The organism is Pseudomonas sp. H3_E07 (genome assembly GCF_054668895.1).
On sequence record NZ_CP162795.1, the window covers coordinates 1,704,423 to 1,726,641 of the forward strand.

18 protein-coding genes are annotated in these 22,219 nt (G+C 61.4%); 7 read left to right on the forward strand and 11 right to left on the reverse strand.

Features of this window, described 5'->3' with window-relative positions; translation table 11 throughout:
* Nucleotides 1-17: 17 nt before the first annotated feature.
* Nucleotides 18-761: a YkgJ family cysteine cluster protein gene (locus AB4O08_RS07735; RefSeq protein WP_021491864.1), complete on the forward strand. Its 744-nt coding sequence runs from the start codon at nt 18-20 to the stop codon at nt 759-761.
* A gap of 43 nt (nt 762-804) precedes the next feature.
* Here the strand turns inward: AB4O08_RS07735 and AB4O08_RS07740 are convergent, their stop codons facing one another.
* Together AB4O08_RS07740 and AB4O08_RS07745 are read right to left on the reverse strand one after the other, a co-directional pair.
* Entirely contained in the window at nt 805-1,575 is a 771-nt protein-coding gene (locus AB4O08_RS07740; RefSeq protein ID WP_042571675.1) for a transporter substrate-binding domain-containing protein, read from the reverse strand.
* Between the two features lie 163 nt (nt 1,576-1,738).
* Complete coding sequence (locus AB4O08_RS07745; RefSeq protein WP_010213018.1) at nt 1,739-1,972, reverse strand: hypothetical protein; 234 nt, start codon at nt 1,970-1,972, stop codon at nt 1,739-1,741.
* Nucleotides 1,973-2,186: 214 nt separating this feature from the next.
* On the opposite strand from AB4O08_RS07745, the gene AB4O08_RS07750 reads away from it, so the two are divergent.
* The 6 genes from AB4O08_RS07750 (at nt 2,187) to AB4O08_RS07775 (ending at nt 11,673) form a co-directional block, all read left to right on the forward strand.
* Nucleotides 2,187-3,353: an efflux RND transporter periplasmic adaptor subunit gene (locus AB4O08_RS07750; protein ID WP_069672395.1), complete on the forward strand. Its 1,167-nt coding sequence runs from the start codon at nt 2,187-2,189 to the stop codon at nt 3,351-3,353.
* Complete coding sequence (locus AB4O08_RS07755; RefSeq protein ID WP_010213022.1) at nt 3,350-6,439, forward strand: multidrug efflux RND transporter permease subunit; 3,090 nt, start codon at nt 3,350-3,352, stop codon at nt 6,437-6,439. Before AB4O08_RS07750 ends, AB4O08_RS07755 begins: the two co-directional genes overlap by 4 nt.
* Nucleotides 6,440-6,470: 31 nt before the next feature.
* Nucleotides 6,471-7,148, forward strand: a complete 678-nt coding sequence (locus tag AB4O08_RS07760) for a heavy metal response regulator transcription factor (protein WP_010213025.1) — start codon at nt 6,471-6,473, stop codon at nt 7,146-7,148.
* Entirely contained in the window at nt 7,138-8,502 is a 1,365-nt protein-coding gene (locus AB4O08_RS07765) for a heavy metal sensor histidine kinase (protein WP_010213026.1), read from the forward strand. The genes AB4O08_RS07760 and AB4O08_RS07765 overlap by 11 nt, the downstream gene beginning before the upstream one ends.
* Nucleotides 8,503-8,765: 263 nt before the next feature.
* Nucleotides 8,766-10,088 (forward strand): OprD family porin, encoded by a 1,323-nt coding sequence (locus AB4O08_RS07770; RefSeq protein ID WP_010213027.1) that lies wholly within the window; start codon nt 8,766-8,768, stop codon nt 10,086-10,088.
* A gap of 85 nt (nt 10,089-10,173) precedes the next feature.
* Nucleotides 10,174-11,673 carry a sensor domain-containing diguanylate cyclase gene (locus AB4O08_RS07775; RefSeq protein WP_045791304.1) on the forward strand — a complete coding sequence of 500 codons (1,500 nt, stop codon included), beginning with the start codon at nt 10,174-10,176 and terminating at the stop codon, nt 11,671-11,673.
* 77 nt (nt 11,674-11,750) lie between these two features.
* Here AB4O08_RS07775 and lpxC read toward each other — a convergent pair whose 3' ends face one another.
* The 9 genes from lpxC to murD all read right to left on the reverse strand — a co-directional run bounded on the left by lpxC (nt 11,751) and on the right by murD (nt 22,215).
* Nucleotides 11,751-12,662 carry a UDP-3-O-acyl-N-acetylglucosamine deacetylase gene (gene lpxC, locus AB4O08_RS07780; protein ID WP_003171886.1) on the reverse strand — a complete coding sequence of 304 codons (912 nt, stop codon included), beginning with the start codon at nt 12,660-12,662 and terminating at the stop codon, nt 11,751-11,753.
* A 112-nt stretch (nt 12,663-12,774) separates the two neighbouring features.
* Entirely contained in the window at nt 12,775-13,971 is a 1,197-nt protein-coding gene (gene ftsZ, locus AB4O08_RS07785) for a cell division protein FtsZ (protein WP_010213029.1), read from the reverse strand.
* Nucleotides 13,972-14,045: 74 nt separating this feature from the next.
* Nucleotides 14,046-15,308 carry a cell division protein FtsA gene (ftsA, locus tag AB4O08_RS07790; RefSeq protein WP_010213031.1) on the reverse strand — a complete coding sequence of 421 codons (1,263 nt, stop codon included), beginning with the start codon at nt 15,306-15,308 and terminating at the stop codon, nt 14,046-14,048.
* 15 nt (nt 15,309-15,323) lie between these two features.
* Nucleotides 15,324-16,193, reverse strand: coding sequence for a cell division protein FtsQ/DivIB (locus tag AB4O08_RS07795; protein ID WP_010213032.1), 870 nt, complete (start codon nt 16,191-16,193; stop codon nt 15,324-15,326).
* Between the two features lie 4 nt (nt 16,194-16,197).
* On the reverse strand, nt 16,198-17,154 hold the full coding sequence (locus AB4O08_RS07800; protein ID WP_042571673.1) for a D-alanine--D-alanine ligase: 957 nt from the start codon (nt 17,152-17,154) through the stop codon (nt 16,198-16,200).
* A complete protein-coding gene (murC, locus tag AB4O08_RS07805; RefSeq protein WP_010213034.1) occupies nt 17,151-18,596 on the reverse strand; it encodes a UDP-N-acetylmuramate--L-alanine ligase in 1,446 nt (481 codons plus the stop codon). The genes AB4O08_RS07800 and murC overlap by 4 nt, the downstream gene beginning before the upstream one ends.
* Nucleotides 18,589-19,659, reverse strand: a complete 1,071-nt coding sequence (murG, locus tag AB4O08_RS07810) for an undecaprenyldiphospho-muramoylpentapeptide beta-N-acetylglucosaminyltransferase (protein WP_010213036.1) — start codon at nt 19,657-19,659, stop codon at nt 18,589-18,591. Before murG ends, murC begins: the two co-directional genes overlap by 8 nt.
* Nucleotides 19,649-20,872 (reverse strand): putative lipid II flippase FtsW, encoded by a 1,224-nt coding sequence (ftsW, locus tag AB4O08_RS07815; RefSeq protein WP_460114790.1) that lies wholly within the window; start codon nt 20,870-20,872, stop codon nt 19,649-19,651. Before ftsW ends, murG begins: the two co-directional genes overlap by 11 nt.
* Nucleotides 20,869-22,215 (reverse strand): UDP-N-acetylmuramoyl-L-alanine--D-glutamate ligase, encoded by a 1,347-nt coding sequence (gene murD / locus AB4O08_RS07820; RefSeq protein ID WP_021491868.1) that lies wholly within the window; start codon nt 22,213-22,215, stop codon nt 20,869-20,871. Before murD ends, ftsW begins: the two co-directional genes overlap by 4 nt.
* Nucleotides 22,216-22,219: the final 4 nt, after the last annotated feature.

Genomic DNA, 22,219 nt, shown 5'->3' on the forward strand with positions numbered 1-22,219 from the left:
CTGGTGACAGATCCGCCATGAATACTCAATTTTCCTGCGTCGGCTGCGGCAAATGCTGCTCCGACCATCACGTGCCCCTGACCCTGGAAGAGGCCCGGATGTGGGCGGCGGACGGCGGTAACGTCATTGTTCTGGTGGAAGGTTTCCTGGGCAATGGACTGGGCCTGCCCCAGCTGCAACGCGAACATGCCGAGCGCCGTTCGGTGGTGGTGCCCAGCGGCAACACCGAGGCGTTTGTGGCAATCACCTTTGCGGCCTACAACGCGGGGCGCTGCCGGAATCTTGACGAAGACAACCTGTGCCGCATCTATGCGCGCCGCCCGTTGGTGTGTCGCATCTATCCGATGGAAATCAACCCGCATATCCCGCTGAACCCCGCTGCCAAGGAATGTCCGCCGGAATCCTGGGAACAGGGGCCGGCGCTGATCGTCGGCGGTGAGCTGATGGACCAGGCGCTGGCTGAACTGATCCGTCGTTCGCGCCAGGCCGACCGCGACGATGTGCAGACCAAAGAGGCGGTGTGCGCACTACTGGGCATTCGCACCACGGCGCTCAAGGGCGATGGATTTACCGCTTACCTGCCGGACATGGGGGCATTTGCCCAGGCGATCGAGTTGGCGATAAGTCAGCCGTCGGTGGCTAATGAGTGGGTGTTCCATGTGTCCGGACTGGACATCGCCGAGCAGGTGCTGGATGCCGGGGCGCAGATTGCGACCGAGGTGCCGGCCAACTACGCGTTTATCCCGTTACGCGCGGCTTAGTGCAAAACGCTCTCGCCCACTGACGCTACAACTGACTAAGCCATCACGGCGCGTCCAGGCGATAAGGTGCAAGGATCCGCTGATATTCGCCGTTGTGCATAAGCTGCTCGAGGGCACGGTTGAGCTCAGTGCGCAGCCCCGTATCGGTGCTACGCAGCGCGATCGCCACACCGTCGCCCAGCAGTTCAGTGGATACGGCGGGGCCCAGAAAGTCGTAGTCCTGGCCGGCGGCAGTGTCGAGCAGCGCGTTGCGAATTTCCACGGTGCCCTGCAGCGTCGCGTCTATTTCACCCGCGAGCAGGCTGCGAACCAGTTCGTCGTTGAGCCAGAAGCTCCTGATGATCACGCCTTTTGGCCCCCATTGGGACCGGGCAAACGCTTCGCGGTTACTCCCCAGCAATACCCCGACCCGCTTGCCCTTGAGCGACGTTGGCGTTGGCAAAAGGCCTGAGGTTCGCAGCGCCACCAACCGTGTGGTGAAGGGGTAGAGGTTGTCGGTGAAACTCACCCGGCGCCGGCGCTGGGGGGTGGAGGCAATACCCATGATTGCATCGAATTGCCGGGCTTCAAGGCCTTCGAAGTTTTCGACCAGCACCTGGTCGACCCAGGTACAGCGCACATTCAATTGCTGGCAGAGCGCGTTACCCAACTCGATATTCAGACCGATCAACTGTCCTTGCGGGTTGCGACTCTGGAAAGGGGAAAACTGTGCGACGACAGCAAAGCGGATTTCGCGCCGTGGTTGATCAATGCCTGCAACGGCATCCACCGCGAGCGACAGGGCAAGCATTACACACAGGTGTATCAGGGCCACAGGAAACGTCCTTTTCCGGAAAGAGCACGCTGCGCTCCACCCCACTAAAAACCCAGGGAAGCGCAAAGGCTGTGCAGCTTTCAAGAAACAGTCGCCGGCCTACAATCAGAAACATCAGCGGAGGCTGTAGGCAACATCCGCCAAACATTACAACCGATTAATCTTAACGTTTACCCATGGAGCGGCGCGTACCCGGCGGGGCCATGCCCGGGGTCTTGGTGTGGCCGTTCTTGGCGCCGTTCTTGTACCAGGGCTGGGCGGCATTCTTGGCCCCCGCCAGTTCACCCGGTTTGAAGGGAAACTTGAACGCCGGGATCTCGGCTTTTTCAACGCCTTCGGCGCTGGCCGGATCGACGAGGTCGGCCGCTTCAACAGGGGGTTGTGTCGGGGAAGTCATGGAGGCTCCGGAGCGTGCAAAAAATGACGCGGGGCCAGCTTGCGGGCCACGCTGGCGCGCAGTATACCTGCCCGCCTCGGATCTTTAACCACCACCTGTACGAATGGTCGGTCTTTACTGACAGCGCTGTCAGTTAGCAGTCACCTTGCTGACCGGATTGGCGGGCTATAAAGGCCTCATCCACTTCCAATCCTTCGCCTTGGCACCTCACCCCATGCAAATTCAACGAAAAACCGCCCTGATCGTAGGTGTCCTCGTGGTGTTGGCTGTTGCGGCCTGGGCACTGACCCGCCCGGCCAAGTCCAAACTGGCGGCGCCCACTGCGATTCCGGTGAGGGTGGTGAGCGTGGCGCAGCAGGATATTCCACGCTTTGTCAGCGGGATCGGCTCAGTGCTGTCGTTGCACAGTGTGGTGATTCGCCCGCAAGTGGATGGCATCCTGACTAAATTGCTGGTCAAGGAAGGGCAACTGGTCAAGGCCGGTGACCTGCTGGCGACCATCGATGACCGCTCGATCCGCGCCAGCCTTGACCAGGCCAAGGCACAACTGGGCGAAAGCCAGGCACAGTTGCAGGTGGCGCTGGTCAACCTCAAGCGCTACAAGGCATTGAGCGTCGACGACGGCGTGTCCAAACAGACCTATGACCAGCAACAAGCGCTGGTCAACCAGCTAAAGGCCACGGCCCAAGGCAACCAGGCCGCGATCGATTCAGCCCAGGTACAACTTTCCTACACCCAAATTCGCTCACCGGTCAGTGGCCGCGTGGGTATTCGCACCGTGGATGAAGGCAACTTCCTGCGCACCAGCGATGCCCAGGGCCTGTTTTCCGTGACCCAGATCGACCCGATTGCCGTCGAGTTCTCCCTGCCACAGCAGATGTTGCCCACCTTGCAGGGCTTGATCGCAGCGCCTACCCAGGCCAGCGTCGATGCCTACCTCGGCGCCGACACCGATGGCCAGACCGGCGACCTGCTCGGCGAAGGCCACTTGAGTCTGATCGACAACCAGATCAGTTCCACCACCGGCACTCTGCGCGCCAAGGCCGAGTTCAACAACGCCTCGCAACGCTTGTGGCCGGGACAACTGGTGACCATCAAGATCCAGACCGCCCTCGACAAAAACGCCTTGGTGGTGCCACCGACCGTGGTGCAGCGTGGCCTGGATTCGCACTTCGTATACCGGGTCAACGGTGACAAGGTCGACGTGGTACCGGTGCAAGTCACCTACCAGGACAGCGACGTGAACATCATCAAGGGCGTACAAGCCGGGGATGTGCTGGTCAGTGACGGCCAATCGCGACTCAAGGCAGGCGCCCAGGTGGAAGTCCTCAAGGAGCCGCCGCAGGTGATCCAGACCGTTGATGCCAAGGTGCAGCCATGAGCCGTTCGCCCTCAGCCTGGTGCGTCGACCACCCGGTTGCCACCCTTCTGCTGACCTTCGCCCTGGTGCTGCTCGGGCTGATTGCCTTCCCGCGCCTGGCCATCGCCCCACTGCCGGAAGCAGAATTTCCGACGATCCAGGTCACCGCCACCCTGCCCGGCGCCAGCCCGGACACCATGGCGTCATCCGTGGCAACGCCGCTGGAGGTGCAATTCAGCGCCATCCCCGGCATGACCCAAATGACGTCCAGCAGCGCACTGGGCTCCAGCCTGCTGACCCTGCAATTTACTTTGACCAAGAGCATCGACACCGCTGCGCAAGAAGTGCAGGCGGCGATCAACACCGCGTCCGGCAAGCTGCCCAGCGATATGCCGAGCCTGCCGACCTGGAAGAAGGTCAACCCGGCGGACAGCCCGGTGCTGATTCTCAGCGTCAGCTCCAACAGCATGCCCAGCACCGAGCTGAGTGATTACGTGGAAACCCTGCTGGCCAGGCAGATCAGCCAGATCGACGGCGTTGGCCAGATCAACATCACCGGCCAGCAGCGCCCGGCGATTCGGGTGCAGGCATCCCCGGACAAACTCGCCGCCATCGGCCTGACCCTGGCCGATATTCGTTTGGCCATCCAGCAATCGAGCCTCAACCTGGCCAAGGGCGCGATCTACGGTGAGAACAGCGTGTCGACCTTGTCGACCAACGACCAGTTGTTCCACCCGGAGGACTACGCGCAGTTGATCGTGTCTTATAAGGACGGGGCACCGGTTCAGTTGCGGGATATCGCCAAAGTCATCAATGGTTCGGAAAACGCCTACGTACAGGCGTGGGCCGGCGACACGCCCGGGGTCAACCTGGTGATCTCGCGCCAGCCCGGGGCGAATATCGTCGAGACCGTGGACCGCATTCAAGCCGAATTGCCGCGCCTGCAAGCCATGCTCCCGGCGTCGGTGCAGGTCAGCGTACTGACCGACCGCACCAAGACCATCCGCGCGTCCCTGCATGAAGTGGAAGTGACGCTGCTGATCGCCATTCTGCTGGTGGTGGCGGTGATGGCGTTGTTCCTACGCCAGTTGTCGGCAACGATGATCGTGTCCAGCGTGCTGGGGGTGTCGTTGGTTGCCAGCTTTGCGCTGATGTACCTGATGGGTTTCAGTTTGAACAACCTCACGCTGGTGGCGATCGTGATTGCCGTGGGGTTTGTCGTGGACGATGCCATCGTGGTGGTAGAGAACATTCACCGCCACTTGGAAGCCGGGCTCGACAAACGCGAAGCGGCGATCAAGGGCGCCGGTGAAATCGGCTTTACCGTGGTGTCCATCAGCTTCTCGCTGGTGGCCGCGTTTATTCCGCTGCTGTTCATGGGCGGCGTGGTCGGGCGGCTGTTCAAGGAGTTCGCCCTGACGGCCACCTCGACCATCCTGATTTCGGTGGTGGTCTCGCTGACGTTGGCGCCGACACTGGCCGCGCTGTTCATGCGCGCCCCCACCCATCATGCCCACGACAAACCCGGTTTCAGCGAGCGACTGCTGGCCGGCTATGCACGCAACCTGCGCCGTGCCCTGGCCCATCAACGCACCATGGCGGCAATCTTTGTAGTGACCCTGGCCTTGGCCGTGGTCGGCTATGTGTTTATCCCCAAGGGTTTCTTCCCCGTGCAGGACACCGGTTTTGTTCTGGGCACCAGCGAGGCGGCGGCCGATGTGTCCTACCCGGACATGGTCGCCAAACACAAAGCCCTCGCCGAGATCGTCAAGGCCGACCCAGCGGTGGCAGCATTTTCGCACTCGGTCGGCGTGACGGGCAGCAACCAGACCATCGCCAACGGCCGTTTCTGGATCGCCTTGAAAGACCGTGGCGACCGCGATGTGTCAGCCAGCCAGTTCATCGACCGTATCCGCCCTAAACTGGCGAAGGTGCCAGGCATTGTGCTGTACCTGCGCGCCGGTCAGGACATCAACTTGAGTTCCGGCCCCAGCCGCGCCCAGTATCAGTATGTGCTCAAGAGCAACGACGGGCCGACGCTCAACACCTGGACCCAGCGCCTCACCGAAAAACTGCGGGCCAACCCGGCGTTTCGCGACCTGTCCAATGACCTGCAACTGGGCGGCAGCATCACCCACATCAGCATCGACCGTCAGGCCGCCGCGCGCTTCGGCCTCACCGCCACCGATGTCGACCAGGCGCTGTACGACGCGTTCGGCCAACGCCAGATCAATGAGTTCCAGACCGAGATCAACCAGTACCAAGTGGTGCTGGAACTGGACACCCAGCAACGCGGCAAGGCCGAGAGCCTCAACTACTTTTATCTGCGCTCGCCGCTGACCAACGAGATGGTGCCGCTGTCGGCACTGGCCAAAGTCGATCCGCCCACCGTGGGCCCACTGTCGATCAGTCATGACGGCATGTTCCCGGCCGCCAACCTGTCATTCAACCTGGCGCCTGGGGTGGCACTGGGCGACGCGGTGATCATGCTCAACCAGGCCAAGAATGAAATCGGCATGCCGACCACCCTCATCGGCAACTTCCAGGGCGCGGCACAGGCCTTTCAGAGTTCGCTGGCCAGCCAGCCATGGCTGATCCTGGCGGCACTGGTGGCGGTCTACATTATCCTCGGCGTGCTGTACGAGAGTTTCGTGCACCCGTTGACGATCATCTCCACCTTGCCTTCGGCGGGGTTGGGTGCGCTGATCATGCTGTCGCTGATGGGCCAGGACTTTTCGATCATGGCGCTGATCGGCCTGGTGCTGTTGATCGGCATCGTGAAGAAGAACGGCATCCTGATGATCGACTTTGCCCTGGAGGCTCAGCGCGTCAGGGGCCTGTCGCCGGAGGATGCGATCTACGAAGCCTGCGTCACGCGGTTCCGACCGATCATCATGACCACCCTCGCCGCCCTGCTCGGCGCGGTGCCGCTGATGCTCGGTACCGGCCCCGGTGCGGAAATGCGCCAACCGCTGGGTATCGCAGTGGTCGGCGGGTTGCTGGTGAGCCAGGCACTGACGCTGTTCACCACGCCGGTCATATACTTGTACCTTGAAAAGTTTTTCCACAAGCCCAAACCAACGCCTGCATTGGCGACCACACATTGAGGCTGAGGCCCCGCCCTGGAGCAAAAGGCTGATGCGCGTCCTGATTATTGAAGATGAAGAAAAAACCGCGGATTACCTGCACCGCGGTCTGACGGAGCAAGGCTACACCGTCGATGTGGCGCGCGAAGGCGTCGAGGGGTTGCACCTGGCACTGGAAAACGACTACGCCGTGATCGTACTCGACGTGATGCTGCCCGGCCTCGACGGCTTTGGCGTGCTGCGCGCCTTGCGTGCGCGCAAGCAGACGCCGGTAATCATGCTCACCGCCCGCGAACGCGTGGAAGACCGCATCCGTGGCCTGCGCGAAGGCGCCGACGATTACCTGGGCAAGCCTTTCTCCTTCCTGGAACTGGTGGCCCGCCTGCAAGCCCTGACCCGCCGCAGCGGCGGCCACGAACCGGTGCAGGTGACAGTTGCCGACCTGTGGATCGACCTGATCAGCCGCAAGGCCAGCCGCAACGGCGTGCGCCTGGATCTGACCGCCAAGGAATTCTCACTGCTCAGCGTATTGGCGCGGCGCCAGGGCGAGATCCTGTCCAAGACCGCGATTGCGGAAATGGTCTGGGACATCAATTTCGACAGCGACGCCAACGTGGTGGAAGTCGCGATCAAGCGCCTGCGCGCCAAACTCGACGGGCCGTTCGACACCAAGCTGCTGCACACCATCCGTGGCATGGGCTATGTGCTGGAGAGCCGAAGTGTCAGCTAACTCCATCGCCCTGCGCCTGAGCAGCATGTTCACCCTGGTGGCGCTGCTGATCTTCCTATTGATCGGCGGCGCGTTGTATCAGCAGGTGGACCGCAGCCTCGGCTTGTTGCCGGGCGCCGAGCTGGATGCGCGCTACAGCGTGCTGGAGTCTTCGGTGAACCGCTTCGGTACACCGGACCATTGGGTGAAGATTCAGGCCAAGCTCAAGTTGTTGGGTGAGGAAGACAAGCGCATCCGCTTCTGGGTCGTGAGCAGTGATCCGAACTATGAGTACGGCAACCCCGATGCGCAGATCCGTGCCTTCGCCGAAGGCCCCACGGGCAAGCGCGACCTGCGCCTGCCGGGGCGCGAATACCCGCTCAAGGTGCTGGTGAGCCAGTTCCCGGCCAAGGATCAGCGTCCGCCCTTGCGTTTCATGATCGCCATCGACACCGAGAATTTCCGTGCCACCCAGCACCACTTGCTGGTCGCGCTGGTCGCCCTCTCGTTGGTGGGCGTGGTGCTGGCGTCGTTGCTGGGCTTCTGGGTCGCGCGCATCGGCCTCAAACCCCTGGGCAAACTCTCGGATGAGGCACAGAAACTCGCCCCACCCAAGCTCTCCGGGCGCCTGCAACTGTCACCGTTGCCGCCGGAGTTGAGCCAGTTCGTCAACTCGTTCAATTCTACCCTCGACCGCGTGGAGCAGGCTTACTCACGCCTTGAGTCGTTCAATGCCGACGTGGCCCACGAACTGCGCTCGCCACTGACCAACCTGATCGGCCAGACCCAGGTTGCGCTGACTCGCGGGCGCTCTGCCGAGCATTATTTCGAGGTGCTTCAATCCAACCTCGAAGAGCTGGAGCGCCTGCGCTCGATCATCAACGACATGCTGTTCCTGGCCAGCGCCGACCAAGGCAGCAAGGCCACCAAGCTGACCGAAAGCTCCCTGGCCGATGAAGTGGCGACCACCCTCGACTACCTGGACTTCATCCTCGAAGACGCCCAGGTCACGGTGCAGGTACGCGGCGATGCCAGGGTGCAGATCGAAAAAGCCCACCTGCGCCGCGCACTGATCAATCTGCTGAGCAACGCAGTGCAACACACAGCACCCGATCAGGTGATCGTGGTGAGCATCGAGCGACAGGACCATCAGGTAGCAATCGGCGTGACCAACCCCGGTGACGCGATTGCCAGCGAACACTTGCCGCGCCTGTTCGAACGCTTCTATCGAGTGGATGCATCGCGCAGCAACAGTGGGGCCAATCACGGCCTGGGCCTGGCCATCGTCAAGGCGATTGCCCTGATGCACGGCGGCGATGTGTTCGTACGCAGCGACGGCGGTGGGAATACGTTTGGCATTACCCTGCCGGTCTAACGCCTGACTGTTGCGATTTGGGCAACAGTCATTATCTTGTTACACTCTGTATCGCACCGCTCGCCTGCGTTAATTTGACGCATCGATGAGCGCGACGGCAAAGGCAGTCTCCGCTTACCCGAATTTCCCTCGACTTTTTTCCAGGGCTCTACACTGGGAATCTGTCTTAAAGCCGCTGACTTCAGCGGCTTTTTTTTGCCGTAAAAAAGGCCAGGCACCCCAACGACACTGGCCGTTTTCGATTGACCAAAGGAGCTCCACCGGTGAAGAACTCGCTGACGTTCACCCCGTTATTCCTCGCGATTGCAGCAACGATTGTCCCCCTTGCCCACGCGGCAGACTCCACCCCCGCCGACGGTTTCGTCGAAGGTGCCCACCTCAATATCAACACCCGCAACTACTACATGAACCGCGACCGTCGCGATATTCACACCGATGACAGCAAGGAATGGGGCCAGGGGTTTCTCGGCATCTTCGAGTCCGGCTACACCCAGGGCACGGTCGGTTTCGGCCTGGACGCCCACGCCATGCTCGGCCTCAAACTGGACGGCGGTGGCGGCACCGATGGCTCCAGCATCCTTCCGTACGGCAGCGGCAACGGCAAGGCGCCCGGCTCGTTCTCGACGGCCGGTGGCACCTTGAAAATGCGCGCATTCGATACCGAGCTGAAAGCCGGCGACCTGTTCCTCAATAACCCGGTGATTGCCGGCGGCGCGACCCGCATGTTGCCGCAGACTTTCCGTGGCGTGAGCCTGACCAACCACAGCCTCGACGGTTGGATGTTCGAAGGTGGCCAGGCCAGCTTCACCAAGCTCTATAACCAGAGCGGCCACCGTCGCATCGGCACCAGCTACGGCGCGCTGCCCGAGCACACGGACAGCCAGCACATGAACTGGGCCGGCGTGTCGTTCAGCGGTATCGACGGGCTGACCAGCAACCTCTACGCCGCCGAACTCAAGGACGTGTGGAATCAGTACTACTACGACCTGGACTACACCTATGTGGTGAACGAGATGATCAGTCTCAACCCCGGTCTGCATTACTACCACACCCAGGACACCGGGCAGTCGCTACTGGGGGATATCGACAACAACACCTACAGCCTGCACTTCACCGTGGACGTCGGCCATCACAGCGTCACTGCCGCGTACCAGAGGGTCAACGGCAACACGCCGTTCGACTACATCGCCCAGGGCGACAGCGTGTACCTGGACAACTCACAGCAATACTCCGACTTCAACGGCCCCAACGAGCGTTCCTGGAAACTCAAGTACGCTTATAACTTCGGAGGACTGGGCCTGCCCGGCTTGACCTCGGCGGTGTCCTACATCAGCGGCAAGACCGACCTGACCAAGGTCGACCCGCAAAGCCGGGGCTATAGCGCCTGGTACAGCGCTGACGGCAAAGACGCCAAACACTGGGAACGGGATATCGACCTCAAGTACGTGGTACAGGGTGGCAAAGCCAAAGACCTGGCCGTGCGCCTGCAGTGGGCGACCAATCGCGGCAGCAACGGCTACTCGGCGGTGGATCGAGACGTGGATGAATACCGAGTGATCGTCGATTACCCGATCAACGTGTTCTGACACCCAGATCTTTCTTTTTTATCGGGTATTTAATTTTCATCGGGTAGATCTAAACTGCCAGTATTGTCCCGCTGAAGTCTGCCCGATGAGTCCTCCCCGCGTTCGAAGCTTACCGGCACGCCCAGAGCTATTTCTGATTCTGGGCAGTGGCCTTACTGTCGTCCTGATCGTGGTCATCGTCGCGGTGTTGCTGATCCGCGAACACGCGAGCACCCTGCAGGCCGCGACGCGCTCAACCACCAATATTGCGCAGTTGATCAATGCCGACGTGCTGCGTAACGTCGAACTCTACGACCTGGCCCTCAAAGGGTTGATTGCTGCCAGGCAACGTGAGGACCTGGCCCAGGTTTCCGCGAATATCCAGCATTTGGTGCAGTTTGACCTGTCCACCGCTGCGCCTTTCAAAGGTGAAGTGCTGTTGTTGGATGCCAATGGCACAGTGATCGCCGATTCTTCCACCCTGCAGCCCACCCCACGCAATTTTGCCAACCGCGATTACTTCCAGGTGCATACCAAGGACGCCCAGGCCGGCTTGTATATCAGCCGGCCGTTCAAGATTCATTGCGACTGCGACCAGGTCTGGCGCATGGCATTCAGCCGTCGGGTGTCGGGGCCCAACGGTGAGTTTGCTGGCGTTGCGGTCGCGACCATGCGCCTGGCGTATTTCGACCAGCTCTTCAACACCGTGACCATCGGCAACGGCAGCAGCGTCAACCTGCTTAATAACCAAGGTTTTTTATTGGCCCAGCAGCCGCTGCTCGAAAGCGACATGATCGACAAGGACCTGAGCGAGCGACCGAATTTCAAGCGAATACTGCGTGAAGGCAGTGGCACCTTCCAGGCGATCTCTGCCATCAGCGGCACGGAACGCCTGTACACCTTCACCAATGTGGGTGAGCTACCGCTGATCGTTGTGGTTGCACTGTCCAGCCAAGATGTATTCGCCCGCTGGCAACGCGCCGCGCTATTGACCAGTGGCGCCACTGGCATCCTGTGTATCGGTTTGTTATGGCTGACCTGGATGCTGCGCCGCGAACTGCGACGCCGTTATCGCGCAGAGCGCGTGCTGTCAGAACTGGCAGCCGTCGACGCCCTGACCGGCTTGGCCAACCGTCGCATTCTGGACGAACGCCTGCGCCTTGAATGGGACCGCGCGCAACGCTCGCTCGAACCACTGACCGTGCTGATGATCGACGTCGACCACTTCAAAGCCTTTAACGACCGCCATGGCCATCACGGTGGAGACGCGGCATTGCGCACCGTGGCGCAAGTGATAGGCGCCAATATCCGCCGCCCGGCTGATCTCGCGGCGCGTTATGGCGGTGAGGAATTCGCGGTGGTGCTGCCCCACACGGACGCGAAGGGTGCCTGGGTCATCGCCGAGCATATCCGCAGCAGCATCGAGCATTTGCCAAGGGTGGCGGGGGATGCGCAACCGATTACGGCGAGCATCGGCATGAGCACCTGGGACAAGCGTAGCCGGCTGTCGCTGGAAGCGTTGTTACTGAGTGCGGATCAGGCGTTGTATGAAGCCAAGCACAGCGGCCGAAACCGCATTGTCCAGGCTCAACCCCCCTCACTCTAGGATCAACGTCGTAGCCGGCACATAAAAAAAGGCCACCCGAAGGCGGCCTTTCAAAACGAAAGAAAGAGAGTTGTTACTTACACCGCCGCAACGGGACGCATGTAAGAGATCGGTGCGGTGCTGGCATCTTCGAAGGTCACAACTTCCCAAGCGTCTGTCTGCTCAATCAACTTGCGCAGCAGCTGGTTGTTAAGGGCGTGGCCCGACTTGAAGCCTTTGAACTCGCCTATCAGGCTATTGCCCAGCAGGTAGAGGTCACCGATTGCATCGAGGATCTTGTGCTTCACGAATTCGTCTTCGTAGCGAAGGCCGTCTTCGTTCAGTACACCATCCGCGTCGACCACAATGGCGTTTTCAACGCTGCCGCCGAGTGCGAGGTTGTGCTTGCGCAGGTACTCGATGTCACTCATGAAACCAAAGGTACGGGCGCGGCTGACTTCTTTTACGAACGAAGTGCTGGAAAAATCCACGCTTGCACTTTGGGTGCGGTCACGGAATACCGGGTGATCGAAATCGATCTCAAAGCTCACTTTGAAGCCTTCGAACGGGACGAAGGTGGCGCGCTTGTCGCCGTCTTCTACTGTCACTTCCCGCAGAATGCGAATGAACTTCTTGGCTGCGTCCTGTTCTTCCAGGCCGGCAGATTGAATCAAGAATACGAAGGGTCCAGCGCTGCCATCCATGATCGGGACTTCGGACGCGGAGAGCTCGACGTAGGCGTTATCGATGCCCAGGCCAGCCATGGCCGAGAGCAAGTGCTCCACCGTGTCCACTTTGACGTCACCGTTGACCAATGTGGTCGACATGGTGGTTTCGCCAACGTTTTCCGCGCGAGCAGGAATCTGCACCACAGGGTCCAGGTCGGCACGCACAAACACGATGCCGGTGTCGACAGGTGCAGGCTTGAGGGTCAGGTATACCTTCTCCCCGGAGTGCAGACCTACACCTGTGGCACGAATAATATTCTTCAGGGTGCGTTGTTTAATCATGGCTTGGACCGCTTCAGCGCAAATTGCGAACTGGTATCAACAAAGGCTGGCGATAATAGCAGACCAGACCTTTGCTGAACACCAATCACCTTCATAGCCCTGATACATTCCATTAATCGGCCTGACGACGCAGGAATGCCGGGATGTCCAGGTAGTCCAGATCATCTTGCGGATTCGGGCTACGGGACGCTGCAGCACCGGCCTGGGCCTGGTTGCGCATCACGGTCGGACGGTCCAGGTCACGGTAGTTCACAGACGGCAGTTCCTGGCGCGCAGGCGCTGGAGCGGCAGCTTGCTGGCTGGCATGGTTGGTATGGACGGTATTGTCGATGACCTTCACAGGCTTCTCGATTTTTGCGCCCAGGCCGGTCGCAACCACGGTTACATGCAGTTCGTCGCGCATGTCCGGATCGATCACGGTACCGACTTTGACCATGGCGTGCTCGGAAGCGAAGGCTTCGATGATGCTACCCACGTCGGAGTACTCACCCAGGGACAGGTCAGGACCGGCGGTGATATTCACCAGGATGCCGCGTGCACCTTGCAGGTTCACGTCTTCCAGCAACGGGTTGCGGATGGCCGCTTCAGTGGCTTCACGCGCACGATTCGGACCGCTGGCGCAGCCAGTGCCCATCATCGCCATGCCCATTTCGCTCATCACGGTACGGACGTCGGCAAAGTCGACGTTGATCATGCCTGGGCGCTTGATGATGTCGGAGATACCGCGAACGGCACCGGCCAGTACATCGTCAGCCTTGGCGAAGGCGGACAGCAAGCTTGCGTCCTTGCCCAGGATGGTCAGCAACTTCTCGTTGGGGATGGTGATCAACGAGTCGACGCTTTCAGACAGCAGACGGATGCCTTCGTCGGCGATCTGCATGCGCTTGCGACCTTCGAACGGGAACGGACGGGTTACGACAGCCACCGTCAGAATGCCCATTTCCTTGGCCACTTCGGCAATGATCGGCGCAGCACCGGTACCGGTACCGCCGCCCATGCCGGTGGTGATGAACACCATGTTGGTGCCTTGCAGCACTTCGGCAATACGCTCGCGGTCTTCCAGCGCGGCTTGACGGCCGACTTCCGGGTTGGCGCCAGCGCCGAGGCCTTTGGTCACGGCTGTGCCCAATTGCAGGATGGTCCGCGCGCCGATACTTTTCAGCGCCTGGGCATCAGTGTTGGCGCAGATGAACTCAACGCCTTCAATGTTGCTCTTGACCATGTGGTTGACAGCGTTGCCGCCGCCACCGCCGACACCGATCACTTTGATGACCGGGCTTGCGGGGATGTTGTCTACGAGTTCGAACATGTTCCCTCTCCTTTCGTTTTCTCTAGTTTTTTCGCCTACTGCTTATTGCGGTGCTGCGGTGTCGCGGTAAATCTTTAGAAGTTGCCCTTGACCCATGCCTGCAACCGCTCGAACAACGGCGCTTTGGCCTCGTCGTCGCTGCGGTAGCTGTCACGGTTGCTTGGGCCCGACAGGGAAATGCCGTCGGTCTGCTTTTGCAGCCCGTACAACAGCAAGCCCACACCGGTGGAATAAATCGGGTTGCGTACCACATCGCCCAGGCCTTTGACGCCATGGGGCACGCCCAGGCGAACCGGCATGTGGAAGATTTCCTCGGCCAACTCGACCGCGCCTTCCATCTTCGAGGTACCACCGGTCAGCACGATGCCTGCCGGGATCAGGTCTTCGTAGCCGCTGCGGCGCAGTTCAGCCTGGATCAGGGTGAACAGTTCGTCGTAGCGCGGCTCGACCACTTCGGCCAGGGCCTGGCGCGACAGTTCGCGCGGTGGACGGTCACCCACGCTCGGCACCTTGATGGTCTCGCCGGCACCGGCCAACTTGGCCAGGGCGCAGGCGTAGCGGATCTTGATTTCTTCGGCGTACTGGGTCGGTGTACGCAGCGCCATGGCGATGTCGTTGGTCACCTGGTCACCGGCAATCGGGATCACGGCGGTGTGACGGATCGCACCCTCGGTGAAGATCGCGATGTCGGTGGTGCCACCGCCGATGTCGACCAGGCAGACGCCCAGTTCTTTTTCGTCGTCGGTCAGTACCGAGTAGGCCGAGGCCAACTGCTCGAGAATGATGTCGTCGATTTCCAGACCGCAGCGGCGCACGCATTTTTCAATGTTCTGTGCGGCGTTGACGGCGCAAGTCACGACGTGAACCTTGGCCTCCAGACGTACCCCCGACATGCCCAGAGGCTCGCGAACGCCTTCCTGGTTGTCGATCACGTAGTCCTGCGGCAGGGTGTGCAGCACGCGCTGGTCCGCCGGGATCGCCACGGCCTGGGCGGCGTCGAGGACGCGCTCAAGGTCGGCGGAGCTGACTTCGCGGTCGCGGATCGCCACGATGCCGTGGGAGTTCAGGCTGCGGATATGGTTGCCCGCCACGCCGACGAACGCCGAGTGGATCCGGCAACCGGCCATCAGCTGCGCTTCTTCGATGGCGCGCTGGATCGATTGCACGGTGGACTCGATGTTCACCACCACGCCCTTCTTCAGGCCCCGGGACGGATGCGTGCCAATACCGACGATTTCGATGACGCCGTCTTCCCCGACCTCGCCCACCAGCGCCACCACTTTGGAGGTGCCGATATCGAGACCGACGATCATTTTTCCGCTTTGCACGTTTGCCATGGGTCCTGCCTCTTCTTAATTCTTCGCGACAGCGGGTTGCGCTGCCGTGGGCGCAGCCGGTTCACGCCAGCCGACGGCAAGGCCGTTGGCGTAACGCAGGTCGACGCTCGCAATGTTCGTAATCTGTTCTTTCAAGGTCTTGTCATAGATGGCAATGAAGCGGCGCATCTTTTCCACCAAGCGGTCGCGTCCCAGCAACAACTGGATGCCCGGGCCGGAACTGCCTGCCCCGGTCGTCAAAAACCAACTGCCCCGTTCACGCAATTCCAGGCGTGCGATGGAGAAACCCATTGGCCGCAGCATCTGGCTCAAGGCCTGGTACTGCTGCATCACTTGTTGCTGTGCCCGCTGCGGCCCGAACAGCTGCGGCAGGTGTTCATAGTTCGCCAGTTCACGCGGGGTGAACGCCTGGCCCTGGTTGTTCAACAGCGCTTCGTCCCCCCAACGGGCCACCGGCAGCTGTTCTTCCAGGCGGATCGTCACCTGGTCCGGCCATACGCGGCGGACTTCGGCGTGGGCGATCCATGGCATCTGTTCCAGCTCCGAGCGCATTCCGGCCAGGTCGATGGTAAAGAAGCTCGCCGCCAGGTACGGGCCGATGCGCTGCTGTACCGCTTGCTGGCTGATGTAGCTCAAATCGCCCTGCACGCTGATCTTGGTGATCGGCCGGTCGGCATACGGCAACAGACGTTGCGCGCCTTCATAGGTTCCGAAGCCCAGCACCACCAGCAAAACCGGCCAGTACAGCGCCTTTAGGAAACCGAAGTTGGCTTTCGGCAGGCGCGCCGACATCGGCTCTTTAGCCACCATTCGACTGGCACCCCGCGGCACCGGCTTGCGGCTCGGTGCTTGTGGGGGCTGATGACGAAGCGATGCGCCTTTCATGTCCTTAGCCTCTTGGCTCAATGCTGTCGGCCAGGATCGCCAGCACTAACTGCTGGAAGTCCAAACCGGCCGCACGGGCTGCCATAGGTACCAAGCTGTGATCCGTCATGCCCGGTGCGGTGTTGACTTCCAGGAACCAGAAATTCCCTTGGTCATCCTGCATCACGTCTGCTCGCGCCCAACCGGCGATACCCAGCGCCTCACAGGCTTTCGCCGTGAGGTCCATCAATTCCTGTTCTTTGCTTGCGTCAAGGCCGCAGGGGACCCGGTACTGGGTATCGGAAGCCAGGTACTTGGCGTCGTAGTCATAAAAGGTGTGGGGCGTGCCCAATGCGATAGGCGGCAATACCTGGCCACGCAGGGTGGCGATGGTGTACTCGGGACCCTGGATCCACTGTTCCACCAACACTTGCGAATCGTAGGTACTTGCCGCTTTCCATGCGTCGATCAATTCGGCGGCCGAGTTCACTTTGGCCATGCCGATACTGGAGCCTTCATGGGCTGGTTTGACGATCAAAGGCAGGCCCAGTTCCTTGGCGGCAGAAATACAATCGTCTTCGCTGCACAGAACACTGTGACGCGGGGTCGGAATACCCAGGCTGTGCCACACCTGTTTGGTGCGCAACTTGTCCATCGCCAGCGCGGAAGCCAGGATGCCACTGCCGGTGTAGGGGATGCCGGCGCACTCCAGCAGGCCTTGCATGCTGCCGTCTTCACCGCCACGGCCGTGGAGGATGATGAAGGCGCGGTCGATCTTCTCGGCCTGCAGGCGGGCGATGAAGTCATCGCCCACGTCGATGCCGAAGGCGTTCACGCCAGCGCTTTGCAGGGCGTCGAGCACGGCGTTTCCGGACTTGAGCGAGACTTCGCGTTCAGCGCTTTTGCCACCGAACAACACCGCTACGCGACCGAAGTCGGCAGGTGCGATTGTCGAGAGCAGGGAGCCGTAGTCGTTGATCATTTCGACTTCCCCTTGGCCGCCGCAAACAGCGGGCTCGCCAGCAACTTAGGCGCAAGACCACCGATATCACCGGCCCCCTGGCACAGCAAAATGTCACCGGCCCGCAGCAGCGGCTTGACGATGGGCGCCAGGTCCACACCACGTTCGATGTAGATCGGGTCCAACTGGCCACGCTGACGGATGCTGTTGCACAGCTTGCGGCTGTCGGCGCCCGGAATCGGTTCTTCACCAGCCGGATAGACTTCCATCAGCAGCAGCACGTTGGCATCGGCCAGTACATTGACGAAGTCGTCATACAGGTCGCGGGTACGGCTGTAGCGGTGCGGCTGGTAGACCATCACCAGGCGGCGCTCCGGCCAGCCACCGCGTACGGCCTTGATCACGGCAGCCACTTCAGTCGGGTGGTGACCGTAGTCGTCCACCAGCATCACGTCACCACCGTCTACCGGCAACTGGCCGTATACCTGGAAACGGCGGCCCACGCCGGCGAAGCGCGACAGGCCTTCGACGATGGCTTCATCGCTGACGCCCTCGTCGGTGGCGATGCAGATGGTCGCCAGGGAATTGAGTACGTTGTGGTTGCCCGGCATGTTCACCGATACATCCAGCGGCTCGCGGTCGGGACGCAACACGGTAAAGAAGGTTTGCATGCCTTCCTGGCGCACATTGATCGCACGCACGTCAGCGTCTTCGCTGAAGCCGTAGGTCACGGTCGGACGCTTGACCAGTGGCAGGATTTCGCGCACCACCGGATCGTCCAGGCACACCACGGCCAGACCGTAGAACGGCAGGTTGTGCAGAAACTCGACGAAGGTTTTCTTCAACTTGTTGAAGTCCCCGTCGTAGGTCGCCATGTGGTCTTCGTCGATATTGGTGACCACGGCGACCAGCGGTTGCAGGTGCAGGAAGCTCGCGTCACTTTCGTCGGCTTCGGCGATCAGGTAACGGCTGGTGCCCAGTTGTGCATTGGTACCGGCTGCATTCAGACGGCCACCGATGACGAACGTCGGGTCCAGGCCACCGGCCGCGAACACGGAGGCGATCAGGCTGGTGGTGGTGGTTTTGCCGTGGGTACCGGCGACGGCAATGCCGTGGCGATAGCGCATCAGCTCGGCCAGCATCTCGGCGCGTGGCACCACGGGAATGCGACGCTCAAGGGCAGTGGCCACTTCCGGGTTGGAGGTGTTCACGGCGCTGGACACCACCAGCACATCGGCCTCGGCGGCGTTCTCGGCGCGGTGGCCGATGAAGATCTGTGCACCAAAGGTTTTCAGGCGTTCAGTGACCGGCGACTCTTTCAAGTCAGAGCCGGACACCTGGTAGCCCAGGTTCAGCAGCACTTCGGCAATGCCACACATGCCCACGCCGCCAATGCCGACGAAGTGGATACGACGGATGCGGCGCATTTCCGGTTGCGGCATGGCTTTCTGATTCTCAACCATGGGCCACCTCCAGGCAGATATCCACCACAGTGCGGGTTGCGTCAGGTTTGGCCAGGCGGCTTGCGGTGCTCGCCATGCTATTGAGTCGTTCCGGTTGCATCAAAACCTCGGTCAGGCGTGCGGCCAAATCGGCGGCGCCAGTCGTTCTTTGCGGCAGCAGGAAGGCAGCGCCCTCCCCGGCCAAATATTCGGCGTTGCGGGTCTGGTGATCGTCGATCGCGTGGGGCAAAGGCACCAGCAAGGACGGCAGACCGGCGGCGGCCAGTTCACTGACGGTCAGCGCACCGGAGCGGCAGACCACCAGGTCGGCCCAGCCATAGGCATGGGCCATGTCTTTGATGAAGGGCTGTACGTTCGCCTCGACACCGGCTTCGCGATAACGCGTGGCGGTGACTTCACCGTGGTGCTTGCCGGCCTGATGGAAGACCTCCGGGCGCAATTCCACAGGGAGTTGCGCCAGTGCTTCCGGCAGCAGTTTGTTCAACGGCTCGGAGCCCAGGCTGCCGCCCATGACTAGCAGGTGCACCTTGCGCCCCGCCAGTGCTTCACGGGCGATGCCCATAAACAGTTCAGTGCGCACCGGGTTGCCGGTGGTACGCAGTTTGTCCGAGGCGCCAAAGGTCTTCGGAAACGCCTCGCACACCCGTGCAGCCAGCGGCACCAGCAGGCGGTTGGCGGTACCGGCGACGGCGTTCTGCTCGTGCACGATCACCGGTACACCGGCGAGCTTGGCGGCGACACCACCAGGACCGGTCACATACCCACCAAAACCGAGTACACACACCGGCTTCAGTTCACGAATCACTTTGCGCGCCTGCCACACCGCCTTGAGCAATACGAACGGCGCCTTGAGCAGGGACAACTTGCTCTTGCCACGCAAGCCGGTGACGTTGATCAGGTGCAGCGGCAAGCCGGCATTCGGCACCAGTTCGTTCTCGATGCCACGCGGCGTGCCCAGCCAGTGCACGGAGTAGCCACGGTCCTGGAATTCCCGCGCACAGGCCAACGCAGGGAACACATGGCCCCCGGTGCCGCCCGCCATGATCAGCACGTTAGCGCCCATGGGATGGCTCCTCGGCAAAATCGCTTTCGCTGAATTCCATCTCTTCGCTGCCCAGGTGGGTTCGACTCTCCCACTCGATGCGCAGCAACAAGCCCAGGCACGCACAGCAAATCACCAACGAACTGCCGCCGTAACTGAGAAACGGCAAAGTCAGGCCCTTGGTCGGCAGCAGGCCGACGTTCACACCGATGTTGATCAGGAACTGGCCGATCCACAGGAACGACAAGCCGTAGGCCACATAGGCGGCGAAATACTGTTTGGCCTTCTCGGCCCACAAGCCGATGTACATACCGCGCACACACACGAACACGAACAACGCAACGGTGCACAGCGAACCCACCACGCCCAGCTCTTCGGCGAGTACCGAGAACACGAAGTCGGTGTGCGCTTCCGGCAGGTAGAACTGCTTCTGCACGCTGTTGCCCAGGCCCACGCCCAGCCATTCGCCGCGACCGAAGGCGATCAGCGCCTGGGTCAACTGGTAGCCGGAACCGAACTGGTCGGCCCACGGGTCGGTAAAGGTAATCAGACGGGCCATCCGGTAAGGTTGCGCCTGCACCAGCACCGTCACAGCGGCCACGGCCAGCACCACCATCAAGGTGAAACGGAACAGACCGACGCCCCCCAGGAATAGCATCGCTGCGGCCGCGCCCATCATCACCACGGTGGCCCCGAAGTCGGGCTCCATCAGCAACAGGCCGGCCATGGGCAGCAGTACGATGAACGGCTTGAAGAAGCCCATCCAGCTTTCGCGTACTTCTTTCTGGCGACGTACGAGGTAACCGGCGAGGTAGATCACCACAAACACCTTGGCGATTTCCGACGGTTGCACGTTGAACGCACCGAAGCCGATCCAGCGCATCGAACCGTTCACCTCGCGTCCGATGCCGGGCAGGATCACCATGATCAGCAAGCCGAACGCACCGATCAGCATCATCCAACCCAGGCGCTGCCAGGTGGCGATAGGGATCATCATAGTGACGATGCACGCGCCGAGACCGATCACCAGGTACACCAGGTGACGGATCATCATGTACAGGGTGTTGCCCGACTGCACGGCGGCCACTTCGGAAGACGCCGAAGTGATCATCACCAGGCCCAGGCCCAACAGCGCCAGGCAACCGGCGAGCATCGGGAAATCGAGGTCGATACCGCGCCCCGTGATGATCGGCGACGGGTAGGGCTTGATGATGTTCCGAAAGTCGATACTCATGCCAAGGCCTCCACGGCGCGGGCAAACAGCTGGCCGCGCTCTTCGTAGTTCTTGAACATGTCGAAGCTGGCGCACGCCGGCGACAGCAGCACCGCATCACCTGGCTGGGCCAGGGCCTTGCACTGAGCGATGGCGTCGTCCAGGGACGTGGCGCGCACTTGCGGCACCGCGTCGCCGAGGGCGGCGGCGATCAAATCGGAGTCGCGCCCCATCAGCACCACGGCACGGCAATGTTCGGCAACCGGGCCTTTAAGGTCCTTGAAGTCGGCACCCTTGCCGTCGCCACCGGCGATCAGCACCAGCTTGCCTTCGATGTCGGCGCCGAGGCCTTCGATGGCCGCCAGGGCCGCACCGACATTGGTGGCCTTGGAGTCGTTGTAATAGCTGACGCCGTCAAGATCGCGCACCCATTGGCAACGATGTTCCAGGCCACCGAAGGTACGCAGGGCCGACAACATGGCGTCAAACGGCAGCCCAACGGCATGACCCAGTGCCAAGGCCGCCAGGGCGTTGGACTGGTTATGGGCGCCACGGATTTTCAGCTCGCGCACCGGCATCAGGTTCTGGAATTCGAAGGCCAGGTATTTCTCGCCGTTCTCTTCGCGAATACCGAAGGCCTTGAAATCAGGTTTGCCCAGGCCGAAGGTCCAGCACGGCAGGCCCTCGCCCATCAACGGACGGCTCAACGCATCTTGACGGTTGACCACCACCTGCTTGGCGCCACGGAAGATCCGGTGCTTGGCCAAATGATAGGCCGGCAGGCCGCTGTAGCGGTCCATGTGGTCTTCACTCACGTTCAACACGGTGGCCACTTCGGCGCCGAGGTCGTGGGTGGTTTCCAGCTGGAAGCTCGACAGCTCCATCACGTACAGCTCGACGTCGTCGCTGAGCAGGTCGAGTGCCGGTGTGCCCAAGTTGCCGCCTACGGCCACACGTTTACCGGCCGCAGCCGCCATCTCGCCGACCAGGGTGGTCACGGTGCTTTTCGCGTTGGAACCGCTGATAGCCACGATCGGCGCCTGCGCGTTACGTGCGAACAGATCGATGTCGCCGGACAGTTTCACACCACGGGCGGCGGCGGCTTGCAGGGCCGGGGTCGCGATGGCGAGGCCGGGGCTCACGTAGAGCTCATCGGCACGGCACAGAAACTCGACATCCAGCTCGCCACAACGCACTTCCACGTGCGGGTAGTCACGGCGCAGCGTGACCAGCTCCGGTGGATGTTCCCGCGTGTCGGCCACGGCAAACGGCTTGCCCCGGCTCGCCAGGAAGCGAACCAGGGACATGCCGCTCTTGCCGAGGCCGACAACGATGCGGAAGTGGTCTGAAGCGATCAGGGACACTCGT